We start from the raw sequence: 19045 nt of genomic DNA on the forward strand, positions 1-19045 counted from the left end.
AGCGCGAGAATCGCGATGACGTCGGCGAACGTCTCCGGCTTCATACGCTTGAGGAGCTGCCTCATGCCCGGCGACTCGATCTGGAACACGCCGCTCGTATCGCCGCGCTGCATCAGCGCGAACAACTCCGGGTCGTCGAGCGGGATCTGCTCGGGGTCGATACGCACGCCGTGGTTCTTCTCGATGTTGCTGATCGCCTTTGCGATGACCGTAAGGGTACGCAGGCCGAGGAAGTCCATCTTGAGCAGGCCGAGATCGGCGATGGTGTTGCCCTCGTACTGCGTGACGACGGCATCGCACTTGGTGTCGCGCTTGACCGGAGTGTAGTAGAAGAGCGGGTCGCGGCAGATCACGACACCGGCTGCATGCACACCCTCACCTCGGACGATGCCTTCGAGCGCCTTGGCCGCGTCCACGATGCGCGACGTATCGGGATTGGACTTGTAGTCCTCCTTCAGGTCCGGGTTCTGCTTGAGCGACATGTCGATCGTCGCCCCGAGCTCGTCGAGGATCATCTTGGAGATGCGGTCCGGCACACCATACGGATAGCCAAGGACACGGCCCGCGTCGCGCACGGCCGCCCGCGCCTTCATCGTGTTGAACGTGATGATCTGGGCCACGCGGTCCTGGCCGTATTTCTCTCGGACGTACTCGATGACCTCGCCACGGCGCTCGTCATCGAAGTCGATGTCGATGTCGGGCATCTCGGTGCGCTCCGGGTTGAGGAATCGCTCGAACAGCAGCCCGTTGGCGATCGGGTCGAGATTCGTGATGCCCAGCGAGTACGCGATGATCGAACCCGCCGCCGAACCACGCCCCGGACCCACTCCGATGTCGTGCGCCTTCGCCCAGGACACGAAGTCCTGGACGATCAGGAAGTAGGCCGCGAATCCCTTGTCGGCGATGACGGCCAGCTCGTGCTCGAGACGCTCCATAGCCTCCGGCGGCACAGGATCGCCGAAGCGCGCCCTGAGGCCCTCGATGCACTGCTCGCGCAGGTAGGTGTCGAGAGTGTGCTCGACCGGCACCTCGTACGCGGGCAGGAGAACCTTGCCGAACTCAAGCTCCACGTCGCAACGATCGGCGATCGCGATCGTGTTCGAGATCGCTTCGGGATAGGCCGAGAACACCTGCTCCATGTCCTCGGCGGTCTTCATGTAGAACTCCTCGCACGAGAACTTCATGCGCTTGGTGTCCTCGAGCATCGACCCGGTGCCGATGCAAAGCAGCATGTCCTGCGCGATCGCATCCTCGGGATGGATGTAGTGGATGTCGTTCGTGGCCACGAGCGGCAGGCCCATCTCCCTGCCGAGGCCTGCAATAGCCTCAATCAGCTGCGCCTGTGTCGTGCCGTTGTCCGACGTGATGCCCTGATTCTGGATCTCGAGGTAGAAGTTGCCCTCGCCGAAGATGCCCGCGTACGTCTCCGCCCAGTGCCGCGCATCGTCGGCCTGCCCGTTCTCGAACGACTTGCTCACGATGCCCGACATGCACGCGCTCGTGGCGATGAGTCCGTCGCTGTGCTTCTGCAGCAGTTCGAGGTCCACCTGGGGTTTGTAGTAGAAACCGGCGACTGCGGCGTCGCTCACGAGTGCCATGAGATTGCGGTAGCCGGTGTTGTTTCTGGCGAGCAGGAGCAAATGGTAGAGACGCGGTTTGCCGTCGCGCTTCATTCTCGAATCAGGTGTGAAGTAGATCTCACAGCCGATGACCGGCTTGATTCCCGCCTCCTTGGCGGCCTTATAGAACTCGACGGCGCCGTACATCGCACCGTGGTCGGTGATGGCAAGCGAGCCCATCTCAAGGGAGCGCGCGCGGTCCACGAGGTCCTTGACGCGAGCCGCGCCGTCAAGGAGCGAGTACTCGGAATGTGTATGCAGGTGGACGAAGCCGGTCATCGTGCTACTTCGGCGCCTCCTCATCCTCGCGCAGACGCGCGAGGACAGCGGTATAGCCGTCCGCCCCATAGTTGAGGCACTTGCTGACGCGGGAGATGGTGGTCGCGGACGCACCCGTGACTTCCTGGATGCTTGCGTAGTGCCCGCCGGCGGCGAGCATCTTTGCGACGTGAAGTCGCTGCGCCATGTCGTGGATCTCGCGAATCGTGCACAGATCCTGCAGCAGGGCGTACGCCTCATCGGTGTCGCGCAGCGCGAGAATTGCGCGGCACAACTCCTCGACCTCGTCGGTTCTCAGACGGTCATCGGCCATGACGGGGTGCGTCCCTGATCCTCTCCCAGACACAATATGATGTGTCTAGTCTAGCACGCACCCGCGACATATCGGGCCTGCGGATAGCCGAACGGCCGGTCACTCCGACAGGCGGCAGACCCTCCGTAGCGGCATCGCCGGAACCCCGCGCAACCCTGGACGTCTACTTGACGGTGTTGGTCAGCACGCCGATGCCCTCGATCTCGATCTCAACGGTGTCGCCCGACAGAATCGGACCGATACCCGACGGGGTGCCGGTGAGAACGATGTCGCCCGGAACGAGCGTCATGACGTTGCTGATGAAGGCAACCAGCTCGAACGGGTCCCAGATCATGTCGGACGTCCGCGCGGACTGGCGCACCTCGCCGTTGACCCTGCACTGGACGAGCAGGTCGCGCGGGTCGATGTCCGTGTCGACCCAGGGACCGAGCGGGCAGAAGCCGTCGAAGCTCTTGGCCCGCGTCCACTGCCCGTCGCGGCGCTGGATGTCGCGGGCGGTCACGTCGTTCGCGCACGTGTAGCCAAGGATGTTCTGGCGCACCTCCGCAACACTGGCACCATGCGTTCGCCGCCCGATCACAACGGCGAGCTCGGCCTCGTGGTCGACTCGTCCCGCGTTCTTCGGCAGCTCGATGATTCCACCCGGAGTGTTCAAGGTCGTGGGCGGCTTGAGGAAGATGACGGGCTCGTCAGGGATGGCGTGCCCCATCTCCTCGGCGTGGCCGCGATAGTTGATTCCGACACACACGATCTTGGTCGGCACGACCGGTGCGAGCAGCTCCGCGGTGCAAAGGCCTATGTTTCCCTCGGGCTCCCACGCGGCGAAGGGCTCGTCGGTGATGAGCGTCACGCTGGCATCGTCGGCAAGACCGTACCGACAATCACCGTCGCTGATCACGCGGACGACCCTCATCGTGCCCCTCCGAACCGCTTCGTTGGAACTCCCCTTGAGAGTTAAGTTCCATGAGCGGCGGGGTTCTCCTGCCGAGGATGGGACAGGCCGTAGTCGACGGAGTCGACGAGTGCCTCCCAGGAGGCCTCGATGATGTTCTCGGAAACGCCGACTGTCCCCCAACCCTTGTCGCGGTCGGAAGACTCGATGAGAACGCGAGTCACCGCGCCGGTGCCCTTCTTCTCATCGAGCACGCGCACCTTGAAGTCGGTGAGCGCGATGTGTTCGAGGTCCGGGTAGAACGCGCCGATGGCGATGCGGAGCGCTTTGTCGAGCGCGTTGACGGGACCGTTGCCCTCGGCCGTGGCGATGTATCGGTGCCCGCCGACGTGGATCTTGATGGTGGCCTCGGTCATGACCTTGCCGTCCTCGCGCTTCTCCATGAGGCAGCGGAACGACTCGAGCCTGAAGAACGACTTGTACGTGCCAAGGCGCTTCTTGAGCATGATCTCCAGCGACGCGTCTGCGGCTTCGAACGAGTAGCCTGCGTGCTCGAGCTCCTTGATGCTGTCGAGCACCTGGCCGACGGTCTCGGGGTCGGACGTCAAGTCGATGCCCATCTCCTTGGCCTTGATGGTCAGGCTCGCGCGGCCGGCCATCTCGCTCACCACCACGCGTGCGAGGTTGCCGACAGCTGTAGGATCGATGTGTTCGTACGCGGTACGCAACCGCGCGGCGGCGCTCACGTGGATGCCGCCCTTGTGCGCGAAGGCACTCGCGCCCACGTATGGCTGGTGCGGATACGGACTGAGATTCGCCGTCTCCGCAACGAAGTGGCTGACCTCGCTGAGCAGCTTCAGCTGTTCAGCGTCGATGCAGTCGTCACCCATCTTGAGCACAAGCGATGCGATGATCGCCACGAGGTCGGCGTTGCCCGCACGCTCACCATAGCCGTTCATCGTGCCCTGGACGTGCTCGCATCCTGCATCGATCGCAAGCAGGGAGTTCGCGATGGCGCATCCTGCGTCGTTGTGCGCGTGGATACCGAGCGGTGCATCGACCACGAGCTTGACGGCATTCACCGCTCGCAGGATCTCATGGGGCATGGTGCCGCCATTGGTGTCGCACAGAACGATCGCGGCGGCCCCCGCCTTGGCAGCAACCTGGCAGACCTCGATCGCGTAGCCTGCGTTGTTCGCGTAGCCGTCGAAGAAGTGCTCGGCGTCAAAGAACACGGTGCGGCCCTGCGCCTTGAGGTAGGCCACCGTGTCCGCGACCATCGCGAGGTTCTCCTCGAGCGTAGCGTGCAGCGTTTCGGTCACGTGCAGGTCCCACGCCTTGCCGAAGATGCACAGCGCCTTCGCGCCGGTGTCGAGCAGCGCACCCACCTGAGGGTCGTCTTCGACTTCGGTGTCCTTGCGACGAGTGGAACCGAACGCCGAAATCACCGCCTGCGCGAGGTTAAGGTCGCGGGCACGCACGAAGAACTCCGTGTCCTTCGGGTTGGCTCCCGGCCAGCCGCCCTCGATGTAGTGCACGCCCAGGTCGTCGAGCCGAGCACAGATGCGCAGCTTGTCCTCGACCGAGAGCGAGAGCCCCTCGCGCTGGGTGCCGTCACGCAACGTGGTGTCGTAGAGCGTAACCATTCGATCCCCCGGGACCTCTCTCCTTGGCAGATATCCCTAGACGCGGTCCAGCCACGCCTCGTAAGCAGGCTCCTTGCCAAGGACGATGCGGAAGAACGTCTCCTGCAGGTCCTTGGTGATCGGGCCCGGATCGCCGATCCGGCGGCCATCGACCGAGTTCACCGGCACTACCTCGGCGGCCGAACCGGTCATGAACATCTCGTCGGCGGTGTACAGCTCGGTGCGGACCATCGAACGCTCGACGACCTCGATACCCTTGTCGCGCGCGATCCTCATGATGGAGTCGCGGGTGATGCCTTCGAGCACGCCATCGGAGATCGGCGGAGTCGCCAGCACACCGTCGCGGATGATGAAGAGGTTCTCGCCGGTGCCCTCGCAGACCTTGCCGTCTTCGTTGAGCAAGACCGCTTCGGCGTATCCATGCTTGTTCGCCTCGATGCGGGCGAGCGAGGAGTTCAGGTAGTTCGCGGTCGCCTTGATCGCGGGAGGACTGGCGTTGATCGAGCGCTGGCGCCACGACGACACGCCGACGGCGACCCCGTGCAGAACCGCGTCCTCACCGAGGTAGGTGTCCCATGGCCACGCCGCGACCGTCACGTTCACCGGTGCAGGAAGCGGATCGAGTCCCATGACTCCGTAGCCGCGAAACGCCAGCGGACGGATGTAGCAGGACCGCAGGCCGTTCACGCGGATCGTGTCCTTCACGACCTCGACCATCTCCTCGGGAGAGTAGTCGAGATCCATGAGCAGCATGCGCGCCGACCGGTCGAATCGCTTCATGTGGTCGAGGAGCCGGAAGACCGCAGGACCGTCGGCGGTCTCGTAGCACCGGATGCCCTCGAAGATGCCGCTGCCGTAGTGCAGCGCGTGGGTAAGAACATGGACCTGGGCGGCATCCCAGTCCACAAGCGTGCCGTCCATCCAGATCTTGTCCACCTTGGGCAAAGACATCTCTCGTCCCCTTTCGTGCTCTCACGCTGTGAGGAACCAGTGTAGCGGAGGCTAGCACGATGCCCTAGTCACGACCACTCCCGGGGAGCGCGCGGGGTGATCTCGAGCTACTTCGAACACTCCCGCGGAAGCGTCAGCGTGAATTTCGAGCCGACCCCCTCCTCGCTGATGAGCGTGACTTCACCCCCGAGCATGCGCGCATACTCCCTCGAAAGGGCGAGCCCCAGACCGGTTCCCTTGAACTTGGCCCGATCCGGGAAGTCCACCTGCGTGAAGGGCTCGAACACCCGCTCCTGCATCTCGGCCGGTATGCCGGGGCCGGTATCCGAGACAGAGAACGCCACTGTGCCGGTGGGAAGCACGGCCACCTCCAGACACACCTCACCGACCTCGGTGAACTTCACGGCGTTACCCGCGAGGTTAAGCAGGATCTGCCGGAGCTTGCCGCCGTCCGAGAGAATCATGTGCTCGCCCACAAGGGAGTGGAAACGAACGTCGACACCTTTGTCCTGCGCTTCCGGCCTGACCGCCTCGGCAACCTCACTCGCGATAGCCACCGTGTCGATGCGCTCCCGCTTCAGCACAACCTTGCCGGCCTCCACCTTCGACAGGTCCAGTATGTCGTCGATGAGGCACAGGAGGTGCTTGCCTGAGCCGTTGATCATGCCGATCTGCTGTCGCTGCTCATCGGAAAGCGGTCCGGCAAGCCCCTGCAGTAGAACGCCCGAGAACCCGATCACCGAATTCAGGGGAGTCCGCAGTTCGTGGCTCATGTTCGCGAGGAAGGTACTCTTGGCCGCACTCGCCTGCTCGAGCTGTTCGTTGGTGCCGTGCAGCAGCTCGTTCAAGGACTGCAGTTCCTCGTTGACCGCGTCGAGCTCTTCGTTGGCGGCGGCAAGCTCTGCCGTGCGCAAGACGACAATGGATTCGAGTTCGTCTCGATACACGCCGAGCTCCATCTCGTCGCGGACGCGTTCGCTGATGTCAAAGATGACGCCCTCCAGCCGCGTCTCGTCCTCCGGACCACTGATGGCCTCTCCGAACTCCTCGACCCATCGGATAGTGCCGTCCTCGTGGCGGATCCTGTACTTCAGGTGGAAGGGCTTTCCCAGGTCCACCGAACTGGCGATCTCGACGCGGATTCTCTCGATATCGTCGGCACTGCAGATCTCAGAGTATGAGACCGTCCCGTCGAGGAACTCCTCACGTCTCACGCCGGTGAGTGTTTGGATCTCCTCGTTCAGGTAGTGCATCGTCCACTCAGGATCGTTCGCACACACGTACACCACACCGGGCATGTTCTCGGCGATGAGCCGGAACCGCATCTCGCTCTCCCGAAGAGATCTCTCGGCGCTCCTTCGCTCGGTGACGTCACTCCCGATGGCGAGGAACATGGGCCTGTCACCGGCCCGGCTCAACTGCAGCATGACCTCGGCAGGATAGGTGGTCCCGTCCTTTCGGCAACAGGTGATCTCGGCGACAACGGACTCGTTACCGCTCTCCTTCAGGACCGAAAGCGTCTCGCGGAAGACGTCCGGCGTGGGTTCGACGATCACATCCAGGGGAGTCATTTCGCAGAGATCACCGGTGTCGTAACCGAGGTTCAGAAGCGCCCCCTTGTTGGCGAAGAGGAACCGAAGCGTCTCGGCATCGAAAGTACAGATCTCGTTCGCGCTCTGTTCGATAACATCACGAAGCCACGCCGTCTCGCGCTCCGACTCGTACAGATCCCGGTAGAACCGCACGCGCCGGTGGCGCCAGATGAGAGCGGCGTCCACCGCGACGATCGTCGCGGTGGACGCGAACAAGGCCAGGAACAGAGAGAGTCGGCTACTGAGTCCCGCGTATGCCTCATCGCGATCGACACTCGCGACGAGAGACCACGGCGAGTCGGGCACCTGCTGCATGACGGCCACGACAGAGTCCCCGCTGTGACCGACGGCCTCCGCGAATCCCTCTTCCCCAAGGACGGCCCGGGCCACCGGCACATCCTCGTCGATAGGGATACGGTCCTCCAGGGCAGCGAGCCCCGTCCGAGTGCAGTCATTCAGGACAAGCGCGTAATCGCCCTCACGGCGAGCGATGATTGTCTGGTTGGTGGAACTCGGAAGCGGCCAAGACTCTAGGAAGGGATAGAGAAACACCTGGGGGTCTATGATCGCCACGACAGTGCCGACCACCTTGTCTTCCGAATCCGGACCGTTGACCGGCACGATCAGGGCCATGTGAGGCTTGCCCCCGGCATCCTTGTGGATGTCCACGAACGTCACGCGGTCGGAGGGGAACTCGTCCACGGTCCCCTCCACGTGCCCGGAGGATACCTCCCAGGTCTCGCCCTCAGACCTCCTCAGCCCGCCGTCCGAATCCGTCACGTAGAAGCGCACGTAGTTCGGATTTCGCCCGAGCGCCCCAAGCCACGCATCGAGTTCGGCCTGCGCGACCGCGTCCCGCTCATCCTCGAGCGCCGCCGCCAGGACCGAAGCGAACGCCGGGTTGTCGTGCAAGACCTCGAACTCGGCTACTCTGTTGGCCCTCCACTCCCTGAGACGGGAGACCTTGAGATCAGCGATGCTCGTCAGCTGCGCCTCGGCCTCTTCATACAGCTTGCGCTCCTCACTCCGGTAGACTGTGGTGCCCACGAGGGCAAGCGCGACGAGTCCGGCGACGATCAGGGATGGCAGTACGAGACCTTCGCCTTGCCTCCGCTCAGCCATTGCCATCTCCCAGTCGTCTTGCTCTTGGCTTCCGCTGCGGTGCGCGTGGCTCGGGATACGCGAAACCCGGGTGCCGCACCAAAGGTGCTGTCACACCTCTAGACTACACTACGCCAGCCGCTCCAAGACGGCATCTCCCATGGCCGATGTGCCGAGCACCCTGTCCGGCGGAATGTCCTGGCCCGCGATGTCACGCGTGCGCCACCCGTCGTCGAGCACTCTCTCGATTGCGGCAGCCAGCCCGTCGGCAGCATCGTCCATGAAGAAGCTGTAGCGCAGCATGAGCTCGACGGACAGCAGCATCGCGAGCGGGTTCGCGACCCCTTGCCCTGCGATATCCGGCGCCGAGCCGTGACTCGGTTCGTAGAGTGCCGTGCTGTCGCCGAGCGACGCACTCGCGAGCATGCCGAGCGAGCCCGCGAGCATGCTGGCCTCATCGGACAGGATGTCGCCGAACATGTTCTCGGTGACCATGACGTCGTACTGCGCGGGATTGCGAATGAGCTGCATCGCGCTATTGTCCACGAGCTGGTCGACAAGCTCCACGTCCGCGAAATCGGTTTCGTGCAGCCGATGAACGACCTCGCGCCACAGCCTGGAACTCTCGAGCACGTTGGCCTTGTCGACCGAGTGGACGCGGTTCCCGCGACCCCGTGCGGCCTCAAAGGCCACACGTGCGATGCGCTCGATCTCGAACTCGCGATACTCCATCGTGTCGTACGCCCGCATGCCCGGGCCGCCACCGACGGCTGCTCCCGGCACGTCACGCTCGCGAGCGCGGTCGCCAAAGTACAGCCCGCCGGTCAACTCGCGCACGATGAGCATGTCGACGCCCTCGAGGAACTCGGGCTTGAGGCTGCTCGCGTCGCGCAGAGCCGGGAATATCCTCACAGGCCGTAGGTTCGCGTACAGCTCGAGTGACTTGCGCATGCCAAGGAGCCCCTGCTCCGGACGAGGTTTGTCCGGGTCGGTCGTGTCCCACTTCGGCCCTCCGATAGCCGCAAGCAGCACGGCATCGGCGCGTTTGGCCACGCGAAGTGTCTCCTCAGGCAGCGGTGAGCCAGTCTCGTCTATAGCCACTCCGCCAAGGAGCGCGCGCTCGTACTCGAACGCAACACCGTGACGTGCGCCGAGAACGTCGAGCACCTTGACCGCCTCGGCCGTGATCTCGGGACCGATGCCGTCACCGGGTATGAGACATATGCGCAAGGGGCCCGTCACGTGCCCACCTTCTCCTTCACGGACTCGATGAGCCCGCCTTTCTCGATGATGTCCTTGATGAACGGCGGGAAGGGCTGTGCCCGGAAGGTCTCGCCGGTGGTCTCGTTCACGATCACGCCCTGGTCGGCGTCGACCGTGACGGTGTCACCGTCGCCGATGCCGTCGACCGCTTCGGGCGCCTCCATGATCGGCAACCCGGTGTTGATGGCGTTGCGGTAGAAGATGCGCGCGAAGCTCTTGGCGATGATGACGCTTACGCCGACCGCCTTGATCGCAATGGGTGCGTGCTCGCGGCTCGACCCGCAGCCGAAGTTCTCCTCGGCCACCAGGATGTCACCGAACTCGACTTTGGAAACGAATCCGGCGTCGAGATCCTCCATGCAGTGCTTGGCCAGCTCCTCGGGCACGCTGGTATTCAGGTAGCGGGCCGGAATAATGACGTCCGTATCGACATCGCGGCCGTACTTGTGGGCCGTACCCTGGAACTTCATGGTCGCGCTCCCTTCGGCGGTGCAACGCGGGAGTCGGCGAAGCCTCCGTCCCGCGAAGGTTGAGGAATGATTTTACTACAAGGAGCAGCAGAAATGGGGTAGGCCGCAGCGCGTTCTTCCGGCCGAGGACCGAAGAACGGGACTGCGTGTCGGGCGCCGAAAGACGTACGACGCCTTGCGGCGCCGTACGGAGTCTAATCGGAGCCGGCAGTGCCGGTCTCTGTACTCGATTCCCCAACGGGCTCCGGTGGGCGCAGAGCGTCCCACGGCTGGTCCATGAGGCTGACATCCACCCAGAAAACCTGGATGTCGCGGCCATCGATGACACCAGTGTCCTTGCCCTCGACCGTGAACCGCACCATTTCGACTTCGGGGAACTGTCCTAGGGTCATAAGAATGGCTGCGTAGGCCAGTCTCTTCTCGGCCGGTTCAGCGTCGAATGCGAGAACGTCGCCTGCCCAGTCGAGAGTCACCACGCCCGTGGATTCGTCCATCGAGAACGACAGAAGTTCTGCGGTCGTCTGCACGATCGCGATGTCACGATTGACCGTAGGAGCGGACTTGAGCATCTCTCTCACGGTCTCCTCGATGGCATTCGTCGCATCCACGCGCACCGGCTCAGAGACGAGCGAGCGTCCGGTGGAGAAGAACACGGCCGTGCTCGTGGTCTCCGTCGGCAGGTCCTTCGGATCGGGAATGCCCGGCGAACCGGAGTTGCACCCTGCAGACAGCAGCAACAGGGCAGCGCTCACGAGGGCCGCCAGGCCGATCGCGAAGCGCCTAGACATCCGAATCACCAGACCCGTCGTCGAAACCCGAGTCGTCGGCTGTCGGGGTCTCACTGGCAGCCTTGTCGTCCTCGCGAAGGCTTTCGATCATCTCGTCGTAGGACAACGTCACAAGACCAAGCTCGCGGCCGGCGGCCATTAGCGCCTCGTCATTGGCGAGAAGCACGCGCTTGCCGCGAGTGTCCGTCGCAAGGACCAGCGCTTCCGCCTCTGGCACAGCCAGGCCGAAGCGCTCGGCAACCGTCGCCGTCCGGTCCTCGGCCACCTTCTTGGGTTTCAGTTCGAGCCCACGATTCTCAGAATCCTTCGCAAGGCCGACGACGAAAGGCTCCGCGGCAAGAGCCGCGCCGATTGCCTTGGCAAGCGTTGTGCCATCGGCCTCATCGGCAGACAGACGGGTGAAGAACGCCGGGGACAGGATGTAGCGCGGCTTGCGGCGCAGGAGGAAGAGGAAGGGCAGCGGCACGAGGAGCAGCAGCCCGAGCCACGGCACCAGCGGGGCCCACGCGTTGCCGCCAAGCGACGTCGGTACAGAGAAGACCTCGACGCGGTCGTTGTACTTGTCGGCGATAACGAGCCTGCCGTCGCCGTAGTCGATGCCGTCGGGATAGTAGAACTTGCCATCGTCGTGACCGACATCGCCGATCTTCTCGATACGCTCGCCGGTCTCCGCCTCCAGGATGACGAGCTCACTGTTCAGCCCGTCAACGACGTACAGATAGCCGTTCTCGTCGATCGTTATGCTCGCAGGCAGGCCGAATATCTGGCCACTGTCCTGGGTCATGTTCTGAGTCGCACCTTCTGGAAGGGGCTGGCCGTACTGCCAGATGGGCTGGCCATCGGTACCGATAGCCTGAATGCGGTAGTTCAGCGAATCGGCAACGTAGAGGGTACCGTCCTCGCCTACAGCGACCGCCCCCGGGCGATCGAACTCGCCCGGCTGCTTGCCGCGCTTGATGTAGCCGGTCTCGAGATTGCCGTCCAGATCAGCGATGAGCACGCCGGACTCGGTGGTCACGAACAGCTGGTCGTTCGCGACGCGTGCCGACAAGGGGTACTCCTCGAGCGTTACCGCTTTGATCGGCTGGTTCTGGGCGTCGAACAACACGATCTTCTTCTTGGACTTCTCGACGACGTACGAACGCCCGTCAGGCGCTACAGCGACACCCAGGGGCTCCCAGATGTCGGTCTCACCTTCGCCGACGTTTCCGTATGTGGTGACAAAGTTGCCCTCGGCGTCAAAGACCACGATGCGCTTCTTGCCGGTGTCGGCAACGTAGATGTTGCCGTTGGGCGCAACGGCCACAGAGCTCGGCCTGCGAAGAAGATCGCCCTCGAAACCGTAGATCGAGAAGAGGAAGTTGCGGTCTTGCTCGCCCTCACCGCGCACCTGTGCCGGCTTCGACAACGTGTAGTAGAACGCCGCCACTGCGCCGAAGAGGAGGAGCAGAACGAGCGTGACAATCACGCTCTTGACCATGGAACCCGTTGAAGTGCGTGCCACTGACGTAACCTCCTCGGCTACTTGTCGCCAGGAGCGGGCGTCGAGGTGTCCTCGATGCCATAGAGCTCCTGGAGCTTCTTGAATACGTCGGGATGATCCTTCTTCAGACGGTTGAAGGACGCGAGTGCCGGTTCGTAGTTCGGCACGTACTCGAGCGCGGAAGCGTAGTCGTCCATCGCGTTCTGCCAATCCTCCATGCGTTCGTAGAGCTGGCCGCGCTCGTTGAGGAGCACGACGTTCTCGGGTCCGTTGTTCACCGCCTTGGTCATCGAGAAGAGAGCCTTCTCGTCGTTGCCGTCCTTCTCATGTGCCCGTGACAGCGCTAACCAGGCATCCTGGTAGAACCCGGCGAGCTGGCCTTCGGTCTCAACGGCCTTCGACAGGGACTTGATCGCGTCGGATGTACGTCCGAGATCTGCTTCGGCCAGACCCTTCATGTAGTAGCCGGTGGGGTCTTCGGGGTCGAGCCGCACGGCGATGTCCGCCTGCTCGAAAGCACCGGTGAGATTGCCTCTTTCGAGGTACGCAGCCGCAAGCTTGATGCGCGCGGTCGGGTCCTCAGGATTGGCTTTCACGGCCTCCTCGGCGGTGAGCAGCGCACGCTCGAGCTCGGTCGTGGGCGTTGAGGGATCGGTGGTTAGAACCCGGTACGCCACCCCGCCCAGCCCAAGGACGATGCCAACGATCAGCACGATGTTGACGATACGAAGGACCTTTGAGGTTGATATCGACATCAACTATCACCTTTCACGAACGTCGTGCGCCCCCCGAAGGGGTCGCCGTCACCTACTGCAGCACGTCGCTGCCGGCAATGATGCGGACGAGGAGCCATTTCCCTTCGAACTCCACCGCGCCGATCGTCATCTCTGTGTCCTTACCCGTGGGCTCGGAGAGTCTGGAGCCGTCGGCCGCCTGGAAGTACGAGCGGTCGATGAACCGGTACTTGATGCTTACCTCGCGCCCGTCAGGAGTCATCTCCATGACGTCCATACTCGCGTCCTCGTGTGCGCGCACCCGCTTCTTGCCGTCGGTGCGATACGAGTCGTCTTGCTTCTTGAAGTAGTCGTACTGGTCGTCGGCGAAATACTCGCGCATGCCGTCGATGTCGTCTCTCAGCCAGACATCGATACCGGCCTGCGTAGCGCGCAGTGCATCGCGCCGGATCTCACCGCGCTCGATCGGAGTGATCGTCGATGTGTCTTCGGTCGAGGGGGTCTGCTCGAGCACGGTGGTCTGTCGCGAGTCGCTGCGACATGCAGTCGTCGACAGAGCGACTCCCGCAAGGAGGCCGACAAGGACAAGCGCTGCTATCGATGGACGGTTCCTCATCACGGCTACTTATACACCTCAAGTCCCACGATCTTGACGGTTGCGGTACGCGCATCGCCAAGAGTGCCCGCATTGGCATCGAAGCTCTTGCGCGTGCCCCCGGGGACGCCGCGAACCTCGTACTTCACGAGTTCGCGCTTGTCCTCTTTCTCGTACAGCTGGATCTCGAGCGAAACAGAGGCGATGTCTTGGGCACCAAGGTTGTCAACATAGCCGGGGATGCGGGCCACACCGTAGTCGTCCTTGTAGGGGTTGCGGACGAACACGCGGGCGGTATCGTTCATCAGCTTCTCGTCGGTGATCGCCGTGGTTCCGCGAAGCTCCTTGACGGCCTCCGGCCTCACCACGAGGTAGGCGGCGCCTGCTCCGAACACGACCATCAGGGCAACGAGCACAATGTAGATTCTTCGCATGTGGCCTTTTCCTCCGTCTTGAGCGGTCTGCTGGTCTACCAGCGGATTAATCCGCTGTTAAGTCAAGCGACCACAGGTCTAACAACAAATCTCGTACCAAGAGGCCCGCATCCCTAATAGTCGAGGAGCGGGTCTGCGGGCGCCTCGTACCCGGGGGTTGCGGGCGCCAGTGGATTCGGGGCATAGCGCTCCCGGTACGACGGCGGATGACAGGAGTCGCAAAGCGTCTGCGTGTGACACGAGAAGCATGCCGCGTTGACACCGCTGCGCTGGCCCGATGCCTCGAGCCCGTGCTCCCGGACCCACACTTCTCCACCGTGCACCGTACCGAAGAGCCCGTGGCACGAGCACGCCTCATCGGCCGGCTGGAAGGGCTTGCCCTCGGCGAAGTGGCAACGCCAGCAGACATCGCGCTTCACGAACCCATCGCGAGCATGGCCGAGACCGCCGCCTCCGGGCTCGTCCGGAGACCACCCGGGGGGATGAGGCATGCGGACACCGTGGCAGCTCAGACAGGGCTTCTCGTTGTGGCAGCGATAGCACACGTCCCAGGCGCTCGAGACTTTGAGCTTGCTGTAGCCCCTGCCGGTGTCCGGGCGCAGCGCGCTGTCCTTGATGTGGCAGGTCTCGCAATCCGAGGGCGCCCGTGAGCCGTCATGGCACGTCACGCAGTAGTCCATCGATGGCTTGGACGGCTCGATCGCGACACCGGGATGGGACACGGAGTTGTGGCAGTCTCGACAGGCCGCGCCGGTCTCAAGGACATCGCTGTGGCGCATGCGAATGCCCCGCGACTCGATAACCCCGGAGCGCACCTGTCCGTGGCAGCGCAAGCAGGCACCGGAGTCAACGCTGCCCGGATCAGGCTCGGGCTCGCTCTTGGTGATCCCGTAGGTTGCGAGCCATCGCACGTAGGTGACGTTCTGCCGCACCGTTCCGAGAGCCCCTGCCGGAGTGTGGCATCGCATGCACGCGACTGCCGCATGCGCCGTCTCGCCCAGCGAGTCGCTGTATACACTCCCGCCATGACACTGGGCGCAGGTGGCCGGACGCGCCATGTAGACGTTCGCCGCGAAGACCGCAGCCAAGAGGATCAGCGGCACGGATATCCTGGCCACCCAGACCGTCGCGTCATCGCCCGTCACGACCGCGGTCTGAGCGCGATCCTGGAGAAGCGACCTCAGCTTGCCGCTTGGTGTGTTCCGCTGCGCGAGCCACAGGACCACACCGACCGTTGCCAGCACGACCGCGACGATGACCAGCAGTAGCATAAGCTGACCGGATCCGCCGCCGGCGATCAGGCCGTCTCTCAAACGCGCGATGACCTCGGACAGGCGCATCTAGCTCACCGGCCTGTCGCGTAGTTGCTCGATGTAGTCGGGCTTCAGGCCAGGGTGCGCGTGCCGCGTGTGACACTCATCGCATGAGCTCGTGGCATGACACCTGTCGCACACCTCGGAGCCATCCTCGGTCACGCTCTTGGAGTGGGCCTGGAGGAAGCCGTCCGGGTGAGGCATAGGCAGCCCGTGACAGTCGTCGCAAACACGGCCCTTGTGGCAGACCTGGCAAGACGTGCGAAGGGCCTCATCGCCTGCCACGAACTTGCCATGCGTCTTCTTGAACGTCGGCGCATGAGGAATCGCCATCTGGTGGCAGCGTACACAGTAGTCCGGACGGTGACATGCCTTGCACGTGTCAAGATCTCCCATGCCGTGCGCGCTTTCCCAGTTGGCTCCATGTGTCACGCGCCAGGGTGTGATCGCCCGATCCTCGCCCTGTCCGGGAGCTCCCGCCACATGACACGTCGCGCAACCCTCGGTCTGACCGGGGTTCGAGTTGTGACACTGGAGGCAGTCTCCCATCGTGTAGGAACCGAGAGGTGCTACGTCCTCGCGACCGTGCGCCGTGCCGGCATGACACCGGGTGCACGACCACTTTGCCTCCTCCACCTCGGCATGACTCATGCGGATTCCGGCCGTCGCCGAAACCGTGGTCAGAACGTCCACGTGGCACTCAAGGCAGACATCATTGGAGACGTAGGTTGCGATCTGGCCGCGTCCGGGAGTGACCGCGGCCGGAAGCATCGAAACGACGGAGAGCCGGCTCTCGATGAGCCCATAGACGCCCGGCTCTACATGGCATCTGTCGCAGGCCAGCGACGTGTGTTCGCTCTCCGACAGTGCGGATCGCGCCGACCCGTGGCATAGTCCGCAGTATGTCGGGCTAACCGCGGCTGCGCTCACGAGCAGTGAGACGGCGACAATCGCGAGGACGACGCCAACCACCATGTACCAGACACGGCTGGCCCGCGCGGCGCGCAACTCGGGGCCGCTCAACCCATTGGCCTCACTTGTTATCAAGATCGTCGGACCTTTCAGAACGACAGCCCTTGTTCTCCCGTGCGCTGGAACTTCTCGATGCCCTCGACTGCAGGCAGTCCCAGGTTGTGAAGGAAGTCCCGCTTGGTGGCCGGGATCTTGTCCTTGAATGCGGAGCGCACGAACACGTAGCTGGATCCCGTCGTCCACCCGGCCGCCCATGCGCCTTCGTCAGCCCTGAATCCGGCTTCGACGGTCTTCACCCCCACAAGGAGTGTCTCGGGACGGACCGTGAACTCTGCCATGCGCTCGTCGAGCTTGCTCTGGGCCTCCGCCGAGGACGGATACGTCTCAACGCGGGCGTACACCGATATCGGGACCTGGATCTCGATGTCCATGTTCAGCGTTACGTAGATAGCCTCCGCGGCCTGATTGCCCCGTCCGGGAACGGGCTGCCGGGTAATGGTCTCGTAGGAGATGATGCTCGACGGCAGCAGATCAACGGCGGCCGCGTCAACGTCGAAGTTCAGAGCCAGACCGTCCGAAACGGCTACCTGCCGGGTCGGGTTCGCAGCGAACTGCCCTGGGCGATCGCGAAGCGCGTACCAGTTCACGAGAACGGCCACCGCCAACGCAAGCAGCACCGCGACACCGAGCCATCTCAGCACTCGCCGGTCGGTGCGCAGCGGATCACGGGGGGACTCAGGTGTGGCGGCCGTGGATCGCGCCGGTTCTGGCTGTACTGTCTCGTCCTGCATCTGAAGGTCTCCGAAGATCACTGTCCATCTCGCTCATCTTATAGCAAGGGACGTTCCACCTCGCCAGGGCACACAAACCCCACATAACCTGCTGTTATGGACCCGAAGAAGATGAGGCAGAGCCCCTCCGGAGAGGGACCCTGCCTCGTTTGAGCCAGAAGCTCACTCGATCAAGACTAGTGGTTGACGCCGATGCCGGGGTGGCAGCGGAGGCAGACCTGGTCGAGGGTCGTGGGGGTGATGGTCGCCGCGTTGTACCGCGGGGTCCAGCCACCGGTCGCGCTAGTGTTGCTGACGTTGTACGAACCCAGCAGCTTGATGTCGGTAGCGGCACCAGAGTGCGGGAAGTCGAGCTTCTCGGCGTATGTCGAGGTGCGCTCCTGGTAGTAGTCCGACGTGCCGTAGTGGCACTGCGTGCAGGACTCACGACCAACGTACATGGCGGCGCGACGTGCAACGCCACCGATGGTCGAGGAGGTCGGGTCGCTTGCTGCAGCGAGGCCCATCTGCGGTGCAAGGTTGTTGCGGTGGCAGCTGTAGCACTGGCCCGGACCGGTGTAGGCACCATAGAACGGAGCCGGGTGGGTGCGCTCGGTGTGAGCCTTGAAGCCGAGTTCGGGATCCGTGAGCGGCTCCCATCCACCGATGTTGAGGTTGTGGCAGTCGGCGCACCACCAGGACACGGCCATGGTGTTGACCTTGTTCGGGTAGCGGTAGATGCCGGTGTCCGCGCCAGAACCCTCGGCGTGGATGTCCTGAGCGATCCATACCGGCTGAGAGCGGGTAACGCCGTTCTCCACATAGGTCTTCTCGCCGGACTCCTCCTGGCTGAAGTTCACGCCCGAAGTGGCACTGTCTTCGATGGCCTTCACGACCTGGTTGGCGCCCCAGTACTCGGTGGGATCGCTAGCGCTCGTGAAGTACGGGTTGCCGATGACCGTCGCGGAAGGCGAACGGCGGAGCAGCTTGTAGCCGTCCGGATCGAACGCGCCATCGACGGCCGTGGCGTAGGTAGCACTCGTGAACGTGCCGAAGACGCGCGGACGCCATACTTCGTTGACGGCGTTGTGCGGCTGGTGGCAGCTCATGCAGCGAAGGGCCAGCGGACCGATCCGCTGGTAGCCATTACGAGAGGAAGAGTTGACCCCACCTGCGAAGCCGGCAGGAGCGTTGAAGGACACCGCGGCCTGGCCGTGGTGACGGGCGAAGCGGAACATCTCGTTCTTCTCGGAGTCGTAACCACGAACGTGGATCGTCTCGGTGACGGGGTCGCCGTTAGCGTCCGTCGTCGAGAGCACTACCGCCTGAGCCTCCTGAAGGATTGTCGAATCCGGGATCTGCGCCTGGGCGCCGATCGTGTGACCGTTCATGGTGTAGATGCCATCAACGTTCAGGTCGTAGACAATCTTCGTTGAGTGAGCGGAGCCGATGTGGCAGTACGAGCATGCGTCGTCCTGGCTATCGGCGCGGAGCAGATAGTACGCACCCTCTGCCCGGTGAACGGCGTGACACACCTTGCACTTGTTGGTCGTGGTGTTGTATCCGCCGTGCGGGTTGACCGAGTACGTGGTCTCGCCAGAGTTGTCGAACGCGGCATAACCGCCTTCATACTTGGCGCCAGCGTCATGCAGGTCCTGGTAGCTCCAGGCAGAAGCACCAGTGGCCGGGTCGATGACGCTCGGTGCGACTGCGAAAGCCGTCGCGGCGAACGCAAAGACAAACGTAGCGACAAGGCCGATCAAGAGAGCCTTCTTCACGTCTCTACCTCCTTTGTGAGTTCTGTTTGCGATTATGAGTGACATGTCTGTG

The 19045-nt window shown here is 63.3% G+C and carries 17 protein-coding genes; all 17 read right to left on the bottom strand.

Annotated features, from left to right (window positions below; all coding sequences use genetic code 11):
- A partial coding sequence (gene dnaE, locus Q8K99_01710) for a DNA polymerase III subunit alpha (protein ID MDP2181271.1) occupies positions 1-1898 on the bottom strand: 1898 nt, incomplete at its 3' end.
- A 4-nt stretch (positions 1899-1902) separates the two neighbouring features.
- On the bottom strand, positions 1903-2211 hold the full coding sequence (locus Q8K99_01715) for a YerC/YecD family TrpR-related protein (GenBank protein MDP2181272.1): 309 nt from the start codon (positions 2209-2211) through the stop codon (positions 1903-1905).
- A 163-nt stretch (positions 2212-2374) separates the two neighbouring features.
- Entirely contained in the window at positions 2375-3124 is a 750-nt protein-coding gene (locus tag Q8K99_01720; GenBank protein MDP2181273.1) for a fumarylacetoacetate hydrolase family protein, read from the bottom strand.
- Positions 3125-3165: 41 nt separating this feature from the next.
- Entirely contained in the window at positions 3166-4749 is a 1584-nt protein-coding gene (gene cimA, locus Q8K99_01725; protein MDP2181274.1) for a citramalate synthase, read from the bottom strand.
- A gap of 36 nt (positions 4750-4785) precedes the next feature.
- Positions 4786-5700 carry a branched-chain amino acid transaminase gene (locus Q8K99_01730; protein MDP2181275.1) on the bottom strand — a complete coding sequence of 305 codons (915 nt, stop codon included), beginning with the start codon at positions 5698-5700 and terminating at the stop codon, positions 4786-4788.
- Positions 5701-5807: 107 nt separating this feature from the next.
- Positions 5808-8414: a PAS domain S-box protein gene (locus Q8K99_01735; protein ID MDP2181276.1), complete on the bottom strand. Its 2607-nt coding sequence runs from the start codon at positions 8412-8414 to the stop codon at positions 5808-5810.
- Between the two features lie 108 nt (positions 8415-8522).
- The gene (gene leuB, locus Q8K99_01740) at positions 8523-9635 is read right to left on the bottom strand and encodes a 3-isopropylmalate dehydrogenase (protein ID MDP2181277.1); all 1113 of its coding nucleotides are present in this window, start codon (positions 9633-9635) and stop codon (positions 8523-8525) included.
- Positions 9632-10126, bottom strand: coding sequence for a 3-isopropylmalate dehydratase small subunit (gene leuD / locus Q8K99_01745; protein ID MDP2181278.1), 495 nt, complete (start codon positions 10124-10126; stop codon positions 9632-9634). The genes leuB and leuD overlap by 4 nt, the downstream gene beginning before the upstream one ends.
- 194 nt (positions 10127-10320) lie before the next feature.
- A complete protein-coding gene (locus Q8K99_01750; protein ID MDP2181279.1) occupies positions 10321-10914 on the bottom strand; it encodes a GerMN domain-containing protein in 594 nt (197 codons plus the stop codon).
- Positions 10907-12418 carry a 6-bladed beta-propeller gene (locus Q8K99_01755; GenBank protein ID MDP2181280.1) on the bottom strand — a complete coding sequence of 504 codons (1512 nt, stop codon included), beginning with the start codon at positions 12416-12418 and terminating at the stop codon, positions 10907-10909. Before Q8K99_01755 ends, Q8K99_01750 begins: the two co-directional genes overlap by 8 nt.
- Positions 12419-12435: 17 nt before the next feature.
- Positions 12436-13152 (bottom strand): tetratricopeptide repeat protein, encoded by a 717-nt coding sequence (locus Q8K99_01760; GenBank protein ID MDP2181281.1) that lies wholly within the window; start codon positions 13150-13152, stop codon positions 12436-12438.
- Between the two features lie 52 nt (positions 13153-13204).
- Positions 13205-13747: a hypothetical protein gene (locus tag Q8K99_01765; GenBank protein ID MDP2181282.1), complete on the bottom strand. Its 543-nt coding sequence runs from the start codon at positions 13745-13747 to the stop codon at positions 13205-13207.
- A gap of 5 nt (positions 13748-13752) precedes the next feature.
- Complete coding sequence (locus tag Q8K99_01770; GenBank protein MDP2181283.1) at positions 13753-14160, bottom strand: hypothetical protein; 408 nt, start codon at positions 14158-14160, stop codon at positions 13753-13755.
- Positions 14161-14273: 113 nt separating this feature from the next.
- The gene (locus tag Q8K99_01775; GenBank protein MDP2181284.1) at positions 14274-15500 is read right to left on the bottom strand and encodes a cytochrome c3 family protein; all 1227 of its coding nucleotides are present in this window, start codon (positions 15498-15500) and stop codon (positions 14274-14276) included.
- On the bottom strand, positions 15501-16520 hold the full coding sequence (locus Q8K99_01780) for a hypothetical protein (GenBank protein ID MDP2181285.1): 1020 nt from the start codon (positions 16518-16520) through the stop codon (positions 15501-15503).
- Between the two features lie 14 nt (positions 16521-16534).
- Positions 16535-17236 (bottom strand): hypothetical protein, encoded by a 702-nt coding sequence (locus Q8K99_01785; protein ID MDP2181286.1) that lies wholly within the window; start codon positions 17234-17236, stop codon positions 16535-16537.
- Positions 17237-17412: 176 nt separating this feature from the next.
- On the bottom strand, positions 17413-18993 hold the full coding sequence (locus tag Q8K99_01790; GenBank protein ID MDP2181287.1) for a hypothetical protein: 1581 nt from the start codon (positions 18991-18993) through the stop codon (positions 17413-17415).
- Between the last annotated feature and the right edge of the window lie 52 nt (positions 18994-19045).

It is taken from the genome of Actinomycetota bacterium (genome assembly GCA_030682655.1).
Lineage (GTDB): Bacteria > Actinomycetota > Coriobacteriia > Anaerosomatales > JAUXNU01 > JAUXNU01.